This window comes from Streptomyces sp. CC0208 (assembly GCF_003443735.1).
Classification (GTDB): domain Bacteria; phylum Actinomycetota; class Actinomycetes; order Streptomycetales; family Streptomycetaceae; genus Streptomyces; species Streptomyces sviceus.
On the sequence record NZ_CP031969.1, the window covers coordinates 7882624 to 7898625 of the forward strand.

12 protein-coding genes and 1 pseudogene are annotated in these 16002 nt (G+C 72.1%); 8 read left to right on the forward strand and 5 right to left on the reverse strand.

Annotated features, from left to right (window positions below; genetic code table 11):
- Positions 1 to 56: 56 nt before the first annotated feature.
- Positions 57 to 1424 carry a hypothetical protein gene (locus D1369_RS36240; protein WP_118082850.1) on the reverse strand — a complete coding sequence of 456 codons (1368 nt, stop codon included), beginning with the start codon at positions 1422 to 1424 and terminating at the stop codon, positions 57 to 59.
- A 121-nt stretch (positions 1425 to 1545) separates the two neighbouring features.
- Here D1369_RS36240 and D1369_RS36245 point away from each other — a divergent pair, with 121 nt between their 5' ends.
- On the forward strand, positions 1546 to 2703 hold the full coding sequence (locus D1369_RS36245; protein ID WP_007380254.1) for a cytochrome P450: 1158 nt from the start codon (positions 1546 to 1548) through the stop codon (positions 2701 to 2703).
- Between the two features lie 19 nt (positions 2704 to 2722).
- Here D1369_RS36245 and D1369_RS36250 read toward each other — a convergent pair whose 3' ends face one another.
- The 3 genes from D1369_RS36250 to D1369_RS36260 form a co-directional block, all read right to left on the reverse strand.
- Positions 2723 to 3496, reverse strand: coding sequence for a hypothetical protein (locus tag D1369_RS36250; RefSeq protein ID WP_118082851.1), 774 nt, complete (start codon positions 3494 to 3496; stop codon positions 2723 to 2725).
- Positions 3493 to 4752, reverse strand: coding sequence for a glycosyltransferase family 4 protein (locus tag D1369_RS36255; protein ID WP_118082852.1), 1260 nt, complete (start codon positions 4750 to 4752; stop codon positions 3493 to 3495). Before D1369_RS36255 ends, D1369_RS36250 begins: the two co-directional genes overlap by 4 nt.
- 74 nt (positions 4753 to 4826) lie before the next feature.
- Positions 4827 to 5900: an alkene reductase gene (locus D1369_RS36260; RefSeq protein ID WP_007380251.1), complete on the reverse strand. Its 1074-nt coding sequence runs from the start codon at positions 5898 to 5900 to the stop codon at positions 4827 to 4829.
- Positions 5901 to 6000: 100 nt separating this feature from the next.
- Here D1369_RS36260 and D1369_RS36265 point away from each other — a divergent pair, with 100 nt between their 5' ends.
- From D1369_RS36265 to D1369_RS36295, 7 genes and pseudogenes are all read left to right on the forward strand, one after another.
- Positions 6001 to 6369 carry a MerR family transcriptional regulator gene (locus D1369_RS36265; RefSeq protein ID WP_037903075.1) on the forward strand — a complete coding sequence of 123 codons (369 nt, stop codon included), beginning with the start codon at positions 6001 to 6003 and terminating at the stop codon, positions 6367 to 6369.
- Between the two features lie 63 nt (positions 6370 to 6432).
- Positions 6433 to 6555, forward strand: a pseudogene (locus D1369_RS36270) (MerR family transcriptional regulator); the annotation flags it as partial.
- Between the two features lie 42 nt (positions 6556 to 6597).
- Positions 6598 to 7794 carry a cysteine desulfurase-like protein gene (locus D1369_RS36275; protein ID WP_118082853.1) on the forward strand — a complete coding sequence of 399 codons (1197 nt, stop codon included), beginning with the start codon at positions 6598 to 6600 and terminating at the stop codon, positions 7792 to 7794.
- Positions 7795 to 7825: 31 nt separating this feature from the next.
- A complete protein-coding gene (locus D1369_RS36280; protein ID WP_037899090.1) occupies positions 7826 to 8614 on the forward strand; it encodes a DUF427 domain-containing protein in 789 nt (262 codons plus the stop codon).
- 141 nt (positions 8615 to 8755) lie between these two features.
- Positions 8756 to 12130, forward strand: coding sequence for a pyruvate carboxylase (locus D1369_RS36285; RefSeq protein ID WP_007380247.1), 3375 nt, complete (start codon positions 8756 to 8758; stop codon positions 12128 to 12130).
- A gap of 66 nt (positions 12131 to 12196) precedes the next feature.
- Positions 12197 to 13654, forward strand: a complete 1458-nt coding sequence (locus D1369_RS36290) for an alpha-amylase family glycosyl hydrolase (RefSeq protein WP_007380246.1) — start codon at positions 12197 to 12199, stop codon at positions 13652 to 13654.
- Between the two features lie 107 nt (positions 13655 to 13761).
- A complete protein-coding gene (locus D1369_RS36295) occupies positions 13762 to 15237 on the forward strand; it encodes an MFS transporter (RefSeq protein WP_037899089.1) in 1476 nt (491 codons plus the stop codon).
- Here D1369_RS36295 and D1369_RS36300 read toward each other — a convergent pair.
- The gene (locus D1369_RS36300) at positions 15212 to 15982 is read right to left on the reverse strand and encodes a LuxR C-terminal-related transcriptional regulator (RefSeq protein WP_007380244.1); all 771 of its coding nucleotides are present in this window, start codon (positions 15980 to 15982) and stop codon (positions 15212 to 15214) included. The genes D1369_RS36295 and D1369_RS36300 overlap by 26 nt on opposite strands.
- Positions 15983 to 16002: the final 20 nt, after the last annotated feature.

Sequence of the window (16002 nt, forward strand, 5' to 3'; positions counted from 1 at the left end):
GTGGGCTAGGAGTGAGTGGGTGAGAGAGCGCGGGGCGGCTTTCCCCGGCCGGGGAATCAGTTCGCGTGCCGCGGATGGGTACGCCGGTTCCGGGAGTCGCGTCCGCTCGGACGCGGGCGGAACCAGGCGGGCCCGGGTCCTGTCAGGCCCGCCCTGAACAGGCCGTAGGTGATGCGCTGCAGCGCGGCCGCCTCCAGTGCGTCCCGTAGGGGACCGGTGCGCAGCAGCGCCTCGGGCCCGAGCAGTCCCTCCACGACGGCCAGCGCGCCGGCGGTGTCGCCGTGCACGAGACGTTCGCGCACGCCGTCCAGACAGTGCGGACGGCGGTGTGCCTCGTCGATCGCCTGGAGGCAGGGGAGCGGGGTGCCGGTCAGCGCGACCAGCAGTTCCTCCCGCCGGATCTCGTCCGGGTCGTGGTCCAGCGGGGCCAGCACCCCGTCGACCAGGCCGATCCGGTGGCGGGCCCCCCGGCACTCCACGAGACGCGGTCCGGCCCGGTCGGGGGCGCGGGGCGGTCCGGTGGCCGTGCGGTCCGGTGCCAGCGCGGCGGCGACCAGGGGGTGCAGGCGATCCGCCGAGATCGCACCGGCGCGCAGCAGCCGGAGGTCGGGCAGCACCCAGGTCGCCGCGTCGGGCAGGACGGGAAGCGCGGAGACGACATCGGCCGAGGGTGCCGACACGGGACGGATCAGGTCGTCGTCCGTGGCGAGCTCCAGCACCAGCCGGTGCCGTCCGCCCCACCGCACCAACAGACAACCAGCGGCCCGGCCTTCGGCTGAGAGCAGTATCCGCGCCTCGGCCCCCCAACGGTCGACGGCACAGTCGGGCGGTACGGCCAACTCCGGTGCAGTCAGGGATGGTTGACGGGTAGCCGACCCGAAGGAGGGCTCACCGGCTCCCGACCGCGCCCGCAACTCCCCGGCGCGGCCCGCATCCCACAGATGCCGGTGCAGGTCCAGGCGGAACCGTCGGTTCGGACGCGGATGCGGATGCCCTACGGCGTCGGCGGTGGACCGGGACCACAGGGCGAGGCTGATCCGCTGCCCGGCATCCGCCCAGGCGGGCGCGGTCCTGGCCACGAGATGCACAGGGCCCTCGACGGCCTCGTACCGCGCCAGGGTCAGGGTCACCCCGGGCCGCAGCAGCCCGTCAGGAGCGATCCTCGGCAGGTGCCAGCGCAGCAGGTCGGGAGCGAGGGCGCGGAGATCGGACCGGACCCGGGACGCGAGCTCCCGGCCGTGATCGCGTGCCGTCGCACGGAGGTTGAGATCGACGTCGAAGCCCGCGGCGGCACACGCCCCCGACCAGTCCCCGGTGAGGCGACGGGCGGTCGCGGTCTCGATCATGGAGGCCGGCACGGCGAACTCGCGCACGCGCGGCCAGAAGGACGTACGGATGTCCTCGTTCGCGGTCGAAGTGAGCATCAGCGCTCACCTTGCGCGGACGGGACCCCCCATCGTTCAGGAGTGTGAGTCGTCATCGTCGAGCAGCGTAGGCCGCCCCGCGCGCATCCTCCATCGGTTTTCCGCCGGGTTAGCCTGGGGCGTGATCGCATTCCTGCTCGGCGCAGCCACCACGTCGGCCGAACTCGCCGGTGACCCCCACCCGCGCCTGGCCGACCTCCGCGCGCACGAACCCGTGTCCTGGCTGCCCGCGCTGAACGGCTGGCTGGTGACCCGGCGCGATCTCGCGCTCGACGTGATGCGGGACGCCGAGACCTTCACCGTCGACGACCCCCGCTTCTCGACCGCCCGGATCGTCGGCCCGAGCATGCTCTCCCTGGACGGCGACGAACACACCCGCCACCGCGAGCCGTTCACCGCGCCCTTTCGCCCGCGTGCGGTGCGGGACGGATTCGTCGAGTTCATCGAGCGGGAGACCGACCGGCTCGTCACCGGACTCGAAGCGGCGGGCGCCGCCGAACTGCGCCGCGCCTTCGCCGGCCCGCTCGCCGTCGCCGTCGTCACCGAGGCGCTCGGACTGGTGGACGCCGGCACGGACACGGTGCTCGCCTGGTACGACGCCATCGTGCGGTCGGTCTCGGACATCACGGAGGGCCGCCCGGCGGAACCCGCGGGCCCGGAGGCGTACGCACAGCTGCGGCGAGCGGTCGAGGCCACCGTCGCGCAAGGGGCCGACTCCTCGCTCCTGACCTCCGCCGCCGGCCGGCTGGCGCTGCCGGAGGTCGCCTCCAACGCCGCCGTGCTGATGTTCGGCGGCATAGAGACCACCGAGGCGATGATCACCAACGCGCTGCTGCACCTCCTCCGGCACCCCGACCAACTCGCGCTCGTCCAGGCCGACTTCGCCCTGCTGGACAACGCGATCGAGGAGTCGCTGCGCCTCGAACCCGGCGCGGCCGTCGTGGACCGCTACGCCACCCGTGACCTCACCCTCGGCCCGGCCGCGATCCGCCGGGGCGACCTCGTCACCGTCTCCCTGACCGGCGCCAACCGGGACCCCGCGGTCTTCCCCGACCCCGACCGCTTCGACGTCCGCCGCCCGAACGCCCGCCTCCAACTGGCCTTCGCGCACGGCCCCCACTACTGCCTCGCCGCCCACCTGGCCCGTCTGGAGACCCGCATCGCGCTGCGGCACCTGCTCGACCGTCTCCCCGCCCTCCGCCTCGACCCGGACCATCCGGCCGCCCCCCACGGCCTGGTCTTCCGCAAGCCACCCACGCTGCATGTGCTCTGGGGCTGATCCGCGGCGGGAGTGACACTCAGCCGGTCCGCTTCACCTCCAGGGACAGATCGTTGTCGACCGTGTAGTACGGGCGCACGAGGACTTCGCCGGCCATGGCGCCGGGATAGACGTGGACATGCTTGCGGTCCGCCACGTCGTCCAGGAGGCGGGCGAGCCGGATCATCGGGGCTCCGGGAGCGGGTCGTACGAACATGTCCCAGATACCGCTGTCGAGGGTCTCGTCGTCAACCGTGAAGGAGAAGCTCCGGCCGTCCTCCGCGACCAGTGGTTCCACCGTGCGCACGGTCCCTTCGCCCCCTCGCAGCCGCAGCCGCACCTCGGCGCCGTCCACCAGCGAGGCGCCGTGCAGCCGGGCCGCGACCCTCAGCGTCGCGCCCGTGATGTCGACGCGGCCGGCCTCCGCGTGCGCGGGCCGCAGCCAGGTCCGCACCGCGAGGTAGCCGTCCTTGGTGACATAGGGGACCCGCACGGCCAGCGGCCCGCGCCGCTCACGCAGGTGTCCGTCGACGAGGACCCGCAGGTCACGGGGGCCCGGACGCAGACGCGTGCGCTCGGACCCGTCCAGCAGAAACACGTCCCACCGCCCCTCCGCGAGCACGGGTTCCGCGCCCAGTACGGCCTGGGTGCGGCCCTCGTCGGCGGAGTCCAGGTCGAGGACGTGCAGGGTCTCCTCGGGCTGCCCCTTCTTCGGGCGCAGCCGCAGCAGCAGTCCGTGCCCGTGGCCCGCGGGCAGCGCGAAGGTGATCCGGCCCTCCGCGTCGATCGCGCATCCGGCGCGTGGCGTCGTCATGACCGTCCCTTCCGTACGAGGCGCAGCGCGCCGCTCGCCGCGATCAGCGCGGTGTCCCTGGCGGCGGAGCCCCGGGCGGTCAGCGCTCCGCCCTGGCGCTGCCGCACGACCCGCCGGCCCGCCCGCCGCGCCGACACGGCCTCCGCGATGAGCCGCTCGGCCTGCTCGACCACGGGACCGGGAGCGAACCGGCGCGCGTTCTCCAGGGCCGCCCGGCCCATACGGCGGCGCAGCTCGGCGTCCCCGACCAGTTCCAGCAGGGCGGCGGCCAGCGCGTCCCGGTCCCCGACCGGCACCAGCCGGCCGTCGACCCGGTCCGCGATGATCTCGGCGGGCCCGTGCGGGCAGTCGGTGCTCACCACGGGCAGCCCGCAGCGCATCGCCTCGACGATGGTCATGCCGAAGGGCTCGAAGTCGGAGGTGGCCGCCCCGATCGAGCCCTTCACCCACTCCGCCTCCATGGGGGCCGCGGCCCCCATCAGGAAGACGTTGTTCCACAGGCCCAGGTCGGTGATGAGCCGCCGCAGCCGGTCCTGTTCCTCGCCCTTGCCGTAGATGCGCAGCTGCCAGTCCGGATGCTCGGCGGCGACCGCGGCGAAGGCCTCGACGAGAAGGTCGTACCGCTTCACCGGAACCAGCCGTCCGGCCGCGACCACCACCTTGGCGGAGCCGTCCGCGGCCGGCAGTCCGGGGTCCGGCACACTGTTGGGCAGTGCTTCCACCCGTACCCCGGGCAGCCGCATCCTGCGCCGGTAGGCGGCAGCGTCCGCCTCGGTGACCGTGGTGAGCACGTCGAGCCCCCGGTAGGCCCGGCGCAGCGCGGTACGCAGCCGGGGCGAGTGGTTGTCGAGGGTGAGGTGCTCCTGGCCGATGCGGGCCACCTGGGGTGGCGCCTGGCCGGCGAGATGCACGTTGAGCCCGGGGCGGGTGCCTATCACCGCGTCCGCGTCGATGGTGGCGAGGGCCTCCGCTATGCGCTGGTCGGTCAGTTCGCTGTACTGCCCGTACCGGTATTCCGAGCGCGGGAACACTTGCGCCGGTCTCTGATGCAACGGGTGATCCTTCTCCTGCCTCAGATCGACCAGCGGCCGCAGCGAAACCCGGGGATCCAGCACGAAGTTGGGCAGCTCCCGGTGCCGCAGCACGGAGACGATCTCCACCTCGTGCCGTTCGGCCAGGGCCTGGGCCAGGTTGAACGTGGTGGTGATCGTGCCTCCGATCGCGTAGGCGTTGTGGAGCAGGAAAGAGATCTTCATGCCGGGCTAGACCACCCGGCGTTGCCTACGGTTGACCCCCGTTACCCATTCGTGGTGTCCCCGCCACCGGGACGTCATGCCGTGTACTGGTATGCGGGATAAGTCAGATAGCCGTTGTCACCGCCCTGGAAGTACGTGGCCTCGTCGGCGGGGGCGATCGGCAGGTCGGTGCGCAGCCGTTCGACCAGGTCGGGGTTGGCGATGAAGGCGCGGCCGAAGCTGATGAGATCGGCGCCGAGCCCCAGCCAGTGGTCGGCCTCGGAGCGGCCGGTCTGCTTGGCGCCCATCGGCAGCACCGGGTTCATGACGAGCGCGCCCGGCCAGGCCCGGCGCAGGTCGAGAAGCGTCTCCTCGGGCGCGGTGGCCTCCAGATGGACGTAGGCCAGTCCCAGCCCGGCCAGCTCGGTCAGGAGCGCGGTGTACAGCTCGGGGACGTCCGACTCCTCGACTCCCCAGAAGCCGCCGCCCGGTGAGAGCCGGATCCCGGTCCGCTCCGCGCCCACGGCGTCCACGGTCGCGGCGGCCGCCTCGACGGCGAACCGGATCCGGCCGGCCACCGAGCCGCCGTAACGGTCCGTGCGCAGATTGGCGTTGGAGGACAGGAACTGCGAGATCAAGTAGCCGTTGGCGCCGTGCAGTTCCACCCCGTCGAACCCGGCGTCGACGGCGCGGCGCGCGGCCTCGGCGTACGACACGGCATGCTCGGGCACCTCCGCGGTGTCCAACGCCCGCGGAACCGGAGCGGGCTGCGGTCCGGTGGGTGTGAACACCTCGCCGGTGGCGGGGACGGCCGAGGGCCCGACGGGCCGCAGTCCGTTGGTGTCCGGGTGCGAGACCCGCCCGCCGTGCATGATCTGCGCGAAGACCCGGCCCCCGTTGGTGTGCACGGCCTCGGTCACTTGGCGCCACGAGGCCACCTGCTCGTCGGTGTGCAGCCCCGGTGTGCCCGGATTGGACTGACCGATCAGGCTCGGCTGCACCCCCTCGGTGACGATCAGGCCGGCCGTGGCCCGCTGGGCGTAGTAGCGCGCCATCGACGGCGTCGCCAGACCGCCCTCTGCGGCCCGCACGCGGGACATCGGGGCCATGACCACCCGGTTGGGCAGCTGCAGTCCGCCGAGCCGGAAACCGGTGAATAGCGTCGTCACGTCACATCTCCTTCGTGATCCGTCGTGCCCGTGTCCCGGGCACGCGGTTACGCTAAAACCTGACGTCGACGTGAGGGTCAAGTCCGTCAGGGAGGAACACGTGCGCATCGGGGAGTTGTCGGCACGGGCCGGGGTCAGCGTCCGGGCCCTGCGCTACTACGAGGAGCAGGGCCTGCTCACCAGCACGCGCAGCGGGAGCGGGCAGCGGCACTACACGGAGACCGCGGTCGAGCGCGTGGTCTTCCTCCAGCGGATGTACGCGGCCGGACTGTCCAGCCGTACGATCGCCGAGCTCCTGCCGTGCGTCGAGTCACCGAGCGAGGAGACGTCCGACGCGGCGCTCGTGCGGATGGCCGAGGAACGCGACCGGCTCTCCGCGCACATCGCGGACCTGATCCGCACCCGGGACGCCCTGGACGGCCTGATGGCTGTGAACCGGGCTCATCGGGAGACCCTCCGGACGGCGTGACAGGTTGAGATGGCCGTGACGGGTCGGTCCTGGGGGTGGCGTGCGGCGGGGGGATGTGCGACGCGGTTGGCCGAGGAACGCGACCGGCTCTCCGCGCACATCGCGGACCTGATCCGCACCCGGGATGCCCTGGACGGCCTGATGGCTGTGAACCGGGCTCATCGGGAGACCCTCCGGACGGCGTGACAGGCTGAGAGCACCGCAACAGGTCGGACCAAGGAGCCGCACGTGACGTACGACATCGCCGCCCTCCGCTCCCACTTCCCGGCCCTCGCCGCCGGGACCGCCCACTTCGACGGCCCCGGCGGCACCCAGACCCCGGAGCCCGTCATCCGGGCCATCGCCGACGCGCTCGCGCAGCCCCTGTCGAACCGGGGACGGATCACCCTGGGGGAGCGCAACGCCGAGCGGATCGTCACCGGGGCCCGCCGGGCCATGGCCGACCTGCTGGCGGCGGACCCGGCGGGCATCGTCTTCGGCCGCAGCGCCACCCAGCTCACCTACGATGTCTCGCGCACCCTCGCCAAAACCTGGGCACCCGGCGACGAGGTGGTCGTCACCCGCCTCGACCACGACGCCAACATCCGCCCCTGGGTCCAGTCGGGCGCCACGGTGCGGTGGGCCGAATTCGACCCGGGGACGGGGGAGTTGACGGCCGACGCCATCCGGGCCGTACTGTCCGGGCGGACCAGGCTCGTCGCCGTCACGGCCGCCTCCAACCTGATCGGCACGCGCCCCGACGTCCCCGCGATCGCCCGGGCGGCCCACGAGGTCGGCGCACTCGTGTACGTGGACGGCGTTCACCACACCGCCCACTCCCTCGTGGACCTGGAGAAGCTCGGCGCGGACTTCTTCGTGTGCTCCCCGTACAAGTTCCTCGGCCCGCACCACGGAGTCCTCGCCGCCCGCCCGGAGTTGCTGGAGACCCTGCGTCCGGACAAGCTCCTGCCCTCCACCGACGCCGTCCCGGAACGCTTCGAACTGGGCACGCTGCCCTACGAGTTCCTCGCTGGCACGGCGGCGGCGGTCGACTTCCTCGCCGAACGGCTGGACCCGGACGCCACCGGCAGCCGGCCGGAGCGACTGGCCGCCGGGTTCGCCGCCCTCGAAGCCCACGAACACGTCCTGCGCGCCCGGATCGACGAGGGCCTGGCCGCGCTCGACGGTGTCACCGTCCACTCCCGGGCCGCCGACCGCACCCCGACGGTCCTGCTCACCTTCGAGAACCACAGCACGGCCGACGCGTACGCGTTCCTCGCCGAGCGTGGCGTACAGGCCCCGGCCGGCTCCTTCTACGCCGTCGAGGCCTCCCGCCACCTCGGCCTCGGCGACACCGGCGGCCTGCGTGTCGGCCTCGCCCCCTACAACGACCTGGAGGACGTCGACCGTCTCCTGACGGGACTGACAGACTTCCTGAAGAGGTGAACTTCCCGAAGAGGTGAAGGGAGAGCCGCTCATGACCACGTTCCCCACCGCACGAGACGTACGGACCACCCCGGAAGGCCTGCTGTGGGAGCCCAGCGAACGCTGGGTGCGCGGCCGCAAGGGGGACGTCACGGTCGTCGACAGCCGGCGCCCCGTCCTCGTCTGGGAGCCCGACGTGCCGGTCCCGCTGTACGCCTTCCCGCGCGCCGACGTCCGCGAGGACCTGCTGCGCCCCGCGAAGAACCCGGCCACCGGCACCCACACCGGATCCCAGGTCTTCTACGACCTGGAGGTCGACGGCGAGCTCGTCGAGAACGCCGCCTGGACCTTCCCGGCCGCCGACCTCGCCGACCACATCGCCTTCGCGTGGTTCCGGCGCTGGGGGACCGGCCTCGACCACTGGTACGAGGAGGAGGAAGAGATCTTCGTCCACCCCCGTGACCCGCACAAACGCGTCGACGCCATGCCCAGCAGCCGCCATGTACAGGTGGAGATCGACGGGACGGTCGTCGCCGACACCCGGCGTCCCGTCCTGCTCTTCGAGACCGGCCTGCCCACGCGGTACTACATCCCCCGCGAGGACGTCCGCCTCGACCTCCTCGACGCCACCGACCACCACACCGCCTGCCCCTACAAGGGCACCGCCGGGTACTGGTCGGTGGGCGACCACGCGAACATCGTCTGGAGCTACCCCGACCCGCTCCCCGCCGTGGGTGCCGTCAAGGGACTGCTCGCCTTCTTCAACGAGGCCGTCGACATCACCGTGGACGGGGAGCGCCTGGAGCGGCCGGTGACCCCCTTCACCGGCACGGTGAAATGACCGGGGCCGCGGGCCGTCATCGCCGTCGTACCTGCGCAGATCATCCCCAAACCGTCCGCGACACGTGACCTGACTCTCATGGCCACCGGCGGCCTTTGCCGAGAACATGGGGGCGTCACCGGCAGGCCGAAGGGAACGGGAATGCTCCGCAAGGTACTGGTCGCCAACCGTGGTGAGATCGCGATCCGCGCGTTTCGCGCGGGATTCGAGGTGGGCGCGAGGACGGTCGCCGTCTTCCCCCACGAGGACCGCAACTCACTGCACCGACTCAAAGCCGACGAGGCCTACGAGATCGGCGAACCGGGCCATCCCGTGCGGGCCTATCTCTCCGTCGAGGAGATCATCCGCGCCGCCCGGAAGGCCGGCGCCGACGCCGTCTACCCCGGCTACGGCTTCCTCTCCGAGAACCCCGAGCTGGCCCGTGCCTGCGAGGAGGCGGGCATCACCTTCGTCGGCCCCAGCGCCGACATCCTCGAACTGACCGGCAACAAGGCCCGCGCGGTCGCCGCGGCCCGCGCCGCCGGCGTACCGGTGCTCGGCTCCTCGGCGCCCTCCTCCGACGTGGACGAGCTGGTCAGGGCCGCCGACGAGGTCGGCTTCCCGCTGTTCGTGAAGGCCGTCGCCGGTGGTGGCGGGCGCGGTATGCGCCGGGTCGAGGACCCCGCCCAGCTGCGGGAGTCCATCGAGGCGGCCGCGCGCGAGGCGGCCTCCGCCTTCGGCGACTCGACCGTCTTCCTGGAGAAGGCCGTCGTCGAGCCCCGCCACATCGAGGTGCAGATCCTCGCCGACGGGCAGGGCAACGTCATCCATCTGTACGAACGCGACTGCTCGGTTCAGCGCCGCCACCAGAAGGTCATCGAGCTCGCCCCCGCGCCCAACCTCGACCCGGACCTGCGCGACCGGATCTGCGCCGACGCCGTCCGCTTCGCCCGCGAGATCGGCTACCGCAACGCGGGCACCGTCGAGTTCCTCCTCGACCGCGACGGCAACCACGTCTTCATCGAGATGAACCCGCGCATCCAGGTCGAGCACACGGTCACCGAGGAGGTCACCGACGTCGACCTCGTCCAGGCCCAGCTGCGCATCGCCGCCGGAGCCACCCTCGCCGACCTCGGGCTCTCCCAGGATGCGGTGCGGCTGCACGGCGCGGCCCTCCAGTGCCGTATCACCACCGAGGACCCCGCCAACGGGTTCCGCCCGGACACCGGCCGCATCAGCGCCTACCGCTCGCCCGGCGGCTCCGGCATCCGCCTCGACGGCGGCACCACCCACGCCGGTACGGAGATCAGCGCCCACTTCGACTCGATGCTGGTCAAGCTCTCCTGCCGGGGCCGGGACTTCACCACCGCGGTCAACCGGGCCCGGCGTGCCGTCGCCGAGTTCCGCATCCGCGGTGTGGCCACCAACATCCCGTTCCTCCAGGCAGTCCTCGACGACCCGGACTTCCAGGCGGGCAACGTCACCACCTCGTTCATCGAGCAGCGCCCACACCTGCTGACGGCCCGTCACTCCGCGGACCGCGGCACGAAGTTGCTCACCTACCTGGCCGACGTGACGGTCAACAAGCCGCACGGCGAGCGGCCCGAGCTGATCGACCCGGTCTCCAAGCTGCCCAGGACGCCGGACATCGAGCCGCCCGCGGGCTCCAAGCAGAAGCTCACCGAGCTGGGCCCCGAGGGCTTCGCCCGCTGGCTGCGCGAGTCGCCGACCATCGGCGTCACCGACACCACCTTCCGCGACGCCCACCAGTCGCTGCTGGCCACGCGTGTGCGGACCAAGGACATGCTCGCCGTCGCCCCGGCCGTCGCCCGCACCCTGCCAGAACTCCTGTCCCTGGAGTGCTGGGGCGGCGCCACCTACGACGTCGCCCTGCGCTTCCTCGCCGAGGACCCGTGGGAACGCCTTGCCGCCCTGCGCGAGGCCGTCCCCAACATCTGCCTCCAGATGCTGCTGCGCGGCCGCAACACCGTCGGCTACACCCCGTACCCGACCGAGGTGACCGACGCCTTCGTGCAGGAGGCCGCCGAGACCGGCATCGACATCTTCCGCATCTTCGACGCCCTCAACGACGTCAGCCAGATGCGCCCCGCCATCGAGGCCGTACGCGCCACCGGCACGTCGATCGCCGAGGTGGCCCTGTGCTACACCTCGGACCTCTCCGACCCGAACGAGCGCCTGTACACGCTCGACTACTATCTGCGCCTCGCCGAGCAGATCGTGGACGCGGGCGCCCACGTCCTGGCCGTGAAGGACATGGCGGGCCTGCTGCGCGCCCCCGCCGCCGCCAAGCTCGTGTCGGCGCTGCGCCGTGAGTTCGACCTGCCGGTGCACATCCACACCCACGACACCGCGGGCGGCCAGCTCGCCACCTACCTGGCCGCGATCCAGGCGGGCGCCGACGCCGTGGACGGTGCCGTGGCGTCCATGGCCGGCACGACCTCTCAACCCTCGCTCTCCGCGATCGTCGCCGCGACCGACCACTCGGACCGACCGACCGGCCTTGACCTGCGGGCCGTCGGCGACCTGGAGCCGTACTGGGAGAGCGTCCGCCGCGTGTACGCCCCCTTCGAGGCCGGCCTCGCCTCCCCGACCGGCCGCGTCTACGACCACGAGATCCCCGGCGGCCAGCTCTCCAACCTGCGCACCCAGGCCGTCGCGCTCGGCCTCGGCGACCGCTTCGAGGACATCGAGGCCATGTACGCGGCCGCCGACCGGATCCTCGGCCACCTGGTCAAGGTCACCCCGTCCTCGAAGGTGGTCGGCGACCTCGCCCTCCACCTCGTCGGGGCCGGGGTGACGCCGAAGGAGTTCGAGGAGACCCCGGACCGCTTCGACATCCCGGACTCCGTGATCGGCTTCCTGCGCGGCGAGCTCGGCACCCCGCCCGGCGGCTGGCCCGAGCCCTTCCGCAGCAAGGCGTTGCAGGGCCGCGCCGACGCCAAGCCCGTCCAGGAACTGAACGCCGAGGACCGCGAGGGCCTGGAGAAGGACCGTCGCTCGACCCTGAACCGGATGCTGTTCCCCGCCCCGACCCGCGAGTTCGAGACGCACCGCCAGTCCTACGGCGACACCAGCGTGCTGGACAGCAAGGACTTCTTCTACGGCCTTCGCCCGGGCAAGGAATACGCCGTCGACCTGGAACCCGGTGTCCGGCTCCTCATCGCGCTGGAGGCGATCGGCGAGGCCGACGAGCGGGGCATGCGCACGGTGATGTCCACGCTCAACGGCCAGCTTCGGCCCATCCAGATCCGCGATGCCGCAGTCTCCTCGGACATCCCGGCCACGGAGAAGGCCGACCGCTCCAACACCGGCCATGTCGCCGCCCCGTTCGCCGGAGTGGTCACGCTCGCGGTCTCCGAGGGCGACGAGGTGGCGGCCGGGGCCACCGTCGCCACCATCGAGGCCATGAAGATGGAGGCCTCGATCACCGCCGCGAAGGCCGGCCGGGTCTCCCGCCTCGCCATCAACAAGATCCAGCAGGTGGAGGGCGGTGACCTGCTGGTCGAGATCGCCTGAGCCGGGACGGGATCGCCCGTGGGGAGTCCCCCCGCGGGCGGCCGGTGACCGGGAGGAGCCCTTGTCATGACAGTGCTGTACGAGATCAACACCCTTGTCTGGCTGGGCGAGTTGAGTCACCGCCACGGCCGTCCCGTCACCCTCGGAGACGTGCCCGGCGAGGTCTGGGACTCCGTCGCGCTCCCCGGCGTCGACACCGTGTGGCTGATGGGCGTGTGGGAACGCAGCCCGGCCGGCCGGGAGATCGCCCTGCGCGACCCGGGGCTCGTGGCCTCCTTCCGCGAAACCCTGCCCGACGTCACGGGCGCGGACATCGCCGGATCGCCGTACTGCGTACGCGACTACGTCGTGGACGCCCGGCTCGGCGGCCCGGACGGACTGGCCGCCGCCCGTGCCCAACTGGCCGCGCGCGGAGTGCGGTTGATTCTCGACCACGTGCCCAACCACGTGGCCCCCGACCACCCCTGGCTCACCTCGCACCCCGACCGTCTCGTCCAGGGCACCGCCGGCGACCTGGCCCGCGCTCCGGCCGACTTCCTCGAGGCCGGGGCCGGGGCCGGGGCCGGGATCTACGCCCGCGGCCGGGACCCGTACTTCCCGCCCTGGCCCGACGTCGTGCAGCTGAACGCCTTCAGCGACGCACTCCGGGAGGCGACCGTCGCGACCCTCGTGTCGATCGGCGACCAGGCCGACGGTGTGCGCTGCGACATGGCCATGCTGCTGATGAACGACATCTTCGAAAAGACCTGGGGGGACCGGGCGGGCCCGGCCCCCGCCGAGGACTTCTGGCCGTACGTCATCCCGCGCGTCAGGGCCCGCCACCCCGACCTCCTCTTCGTCGCCGAGGCCTACTGGGACCGCGAACAGCTTCTCCAGCAGCAGGGCTTCGACCACTGCTACGACAAGCGCCTCTATGACCGCCTGCTCCACGAGGACGCCGACTCCGTCCGCGCCCACCTGGGCGCCGACCCCGCCCACCAGCGCGGCCTCGTCCGCTTCCTGGAGAACCACGACGAACCGCGGGCCGCCGCCACCCTGCCGGGCGACCGGGGACGGGCGGCGGCCGTGGCCGTGGCGACGCTGCCCGGTGCCACGCTCTGGCACGAGGGCCAGTTCGAGGGTCGGCGGGTGCGGCTCCCCGTGTTCCTGCGCCGCAGGCCGCAGGAGCCCGTCGACGAGTCCCTGCGGGACTTCTACGGCCGACTGCTGCCCACCGCTGCCGCCGTACGCCGGGGAGACTGGCGGCCGGTGACACCGACGGGCCGGCCGGACGACGACACCCACCGCAACCTGCTGGCCTGGACCTGGACGCACGCCGACGCCCGCCACCTGGTTGTCGTGAACCACTCCGACCACCAGGCCCAGGCGAGGCTGACCCTGCCGTGGGACGACCTCGGGGGCCGCACGTGCCGTGCGACCGACCTGCTCACCGGGGCGGTGTACGACCGTGACGGAGACGAACTGACCGACTCCGGTCTGTTCGTGTCCCTGGACGCATGGGGGTGTCACGTCCTCGAGTGGTGAGGGCCAGGGCTCGGGCGTACCGTCGAACGGAGACCATGAGCACTGACCCGCAGGCGAGTTCTGCACCACGGACCACCCCACCGGACTCCGGCGGGGGCGGAAACGCCATGGCACTGCTGGTCATCGCGTCCTGCCAGCTCATGGTGGTGCTCGACATCACCATCGTGAACATCGCGCTCCCGGACATCCAGCGTTCCCTGGACTTCTCCACCACCAGCCTGGCCTGGGTGGTCAACGCGTACACCCTCACCTTCGGCGGGCTGCTGCTGCTCGGCGGCAGGACCGGCGACATCCTCGGCAGACGCCGCATGTTCGTCTGCGGTGTGCTGCTGTTCGTGCTCGCCTCGCTGCTCGGCGGGCTCGCCCAGAACGAGGGCCAACTCCTCGCCGCCCGTGCCCTCCAGGGCGTCGGTGGTGCCATCGCGTCCCCGACCGCCCTCTCCCTGGTCAGCACGACCTTCCGCGAAGGCCCCGAGCGCAACCGGGCCTTCGGCGTCTTCGCCGCGGTCTCGGCCGGTGGCGGCGCGATCGGGCTGCTGGCCGGCGGAGTCCTCGTCGAGTGGCTGAACTGGCGGTGGGTGCTGTTCGTCAACGTCCCCATCGGACTGCTCATCGCACTCGCCACGCCCCGCTTCATCCGCGAGTCCGAGCGGCATCCCGGCAACTTCGACATCGCGGGCGCGCTGACCGCCACCGCGGGCATGGTGCTGCTGGTGTACGGCTTCATCAGGGCTGCCCAGGAGGGCTGGCGGGACGCGTTCACGGTGGCCTCGTTCGCCGCCGCGGTGGTCCTCCTCGTGGTGTTCGTGCTGATCGAGAAGCGGTCCCGGCAGCCCATCACCCCGTTGCACATGTTCGCCGACCGCAACCGCGCGGGCACCTACGGCATCATGCTGTGCCTCGCGGCCGCGATCTTCGGCATGTTCTTCTTCCTGACCCTCTTCACGCAGAACGTCCTGGACTTCAGCCCGTTGGCGACCGGGTTCGCGTTCCTGCCGGTCAGCGCCGTCATCGCGGTCGGCGCCGGTCTCGCCTCGCGGTTCCTGCCCGTGTACGGGCCCAAGCCCTTCATGGTGGGCGGCGCGATCCTCGCGGCGGCCGGGCTGGCCTGGCTGACCCTGACCGACATCCACTCCACCTACGCGGGCAGCGTCCTCGGGCCGATGCTCGTCTTCGGCCTGGGCATGGGCATGGAGTTCGTGTCGCTGACCCTGATGGCGCTCTCCAACGTGCCCACCCCGGAGACCGGCGCGGCCTCCGGGCTCCTCAACGCCACGCAGCAGGTGGGCGGTTCGCTCGGTCTGTCCATCCTGGTCACCATGTTCGGCACGGCCAGCACCAACGAGGCGGAGAAGCAGGTGCCCCTCTTCCTCGCCGAGGCCACCCCGGCGGAACGCCGGCTGTTCGCCCGCACCGGAGTGCTCCCGGGTACCTGGGGCGACGAGGTCCTGACCGCCGGTGTCTCGGCCGCCTTCGTCGTGGCCGCGATCTTCGCGGTGCTCGCCGCGCTCATCGCCGTCGTGGTCATCCAGGTCCGCCCCTCCGACCTGGAACGCCTCAAGGGCGGGCCGCCGATGCCGTAGGGACGAGACCGAGCCGCTGGGCGTGCAGCACCGTGCTGACGCGGTCGTGCGTGCCGAGTTTGCGGTAGATGTTCGCGATGTGCTTGTGCACCGTCCGCTCGGATATCCCGAGCCTGCGGCCTATCGACACGGCGGTCAGGGCGTCGCCGAGCAGGAGCAGTACGGTCGTCTCCCGGGGTGTGAGCGCCAGGTCGGCCGCCTCCTCGGACGGGGCGTTGAGCCGCCGCAGGAGCTGCCGTTGCTGTTCGACGGCGGCCAGCAGCGGTTGCAACTGCTCGGCCAGACGCAGTTCGTCGTCGGTGAAGTCCCGCCCGGAGCGGTAGACCAGGCACCCGGTGACCGGGGTGGTCGACTGCGGCAGCGGAATCCCCAGCACGTGGTCGACGTCCAGAAGGTCGTCGAGCAGCCGGGCGGTCGGGCTCCCCGACCAGGAACGGCCGGCCACCCGGCGGGCCGTGACCGGCGCCCGGTCCGCTCTGCCCGCGTAGTGCCCGGCCAACGGGTAGCCCGCGCGCAGCAGTCCCGTCTCCTCGTCGCCGATCGAGGCGAACTCCGCGTCGGCCCCGGGGGACAGTCCCAGCGTGCCCTCGCGCTCGTTCCAGTCGTCCAGCTTGTAGATCAGGGCGTCGCCCCCGCACAGCACCGGTAGTTCGGCCGCGAGCAGGGGCCACAGCCGCTCAGGGGCGCGTTCGTGGAGCGCGGCCACGGCGACCGACAGCATCCGCTCATACGCAGTTGTACCCATACCGGCCCTGTACCTCGCTG

What these genes read in the sequence shown, in the direction of transcription:
- D1369_RS36240 (WP_118082850.1), bottom strand. Translation starts at nt 1,424, where the DNA reads ATGCTCACTTCGACCGCGAACGAGGACATCCGTACGTCCTTCTGGCCG.
- D1369_RS36250 (WP_118082851.1), bottom strand. Translation starts at nt 3,496, where the DNA reads ATGACGACGCCACGCGCCGGATGCGCGATCGACGCGGAGGGCCGGATC.
- D1369_RS36255 (WP_118082852.1), bottom strand. Translation starts at nt 4,752, where the DNA reads ATGAAGATCTCTTTCCTGCTCCACAACGCCTACGCGATCGGAGGCACG.
- D1369_RS36280 (WP_037899090.1), top strand. Translation starts at nt 7,826, where the DNA reads ATGACCACGTTCCCCACCGCACGAGACGTACGGACCACCCCGGAAGGC.
- D1369_RS36285 (WP_007380247.1), top strand. Translation starts at nt 8,756, where the DNA reads ATGCTCCGCAAGGTACTGGTCGCCAACCGTGGTGAGATCGCGATCCGC.
- D1369_RS36290 (WP_007380246.1), top strand. Translation starts at nt 12,197, where the DNA reads ATGACAGTGCTGTACGAGATCAACACCCTTGTCTGGCTGGGCGAGTTG.
- D1369_RS36295 (WP_037899089.1), top strand. Translation starts at nt 13,762, where the DNA reads ATGGCACTGCTGGTCATCGCGTCCTGCCAGCTCATGGTGGTGCTCGAC.
- D1369_RS36300 (WP_007380244.1), bottom strand. Translation starts at nt 15,982, where the DNA reads ATGGGTACAACTGCGTATGAGCGGATGCTGTCGGTCGCCGTGGCCGCG.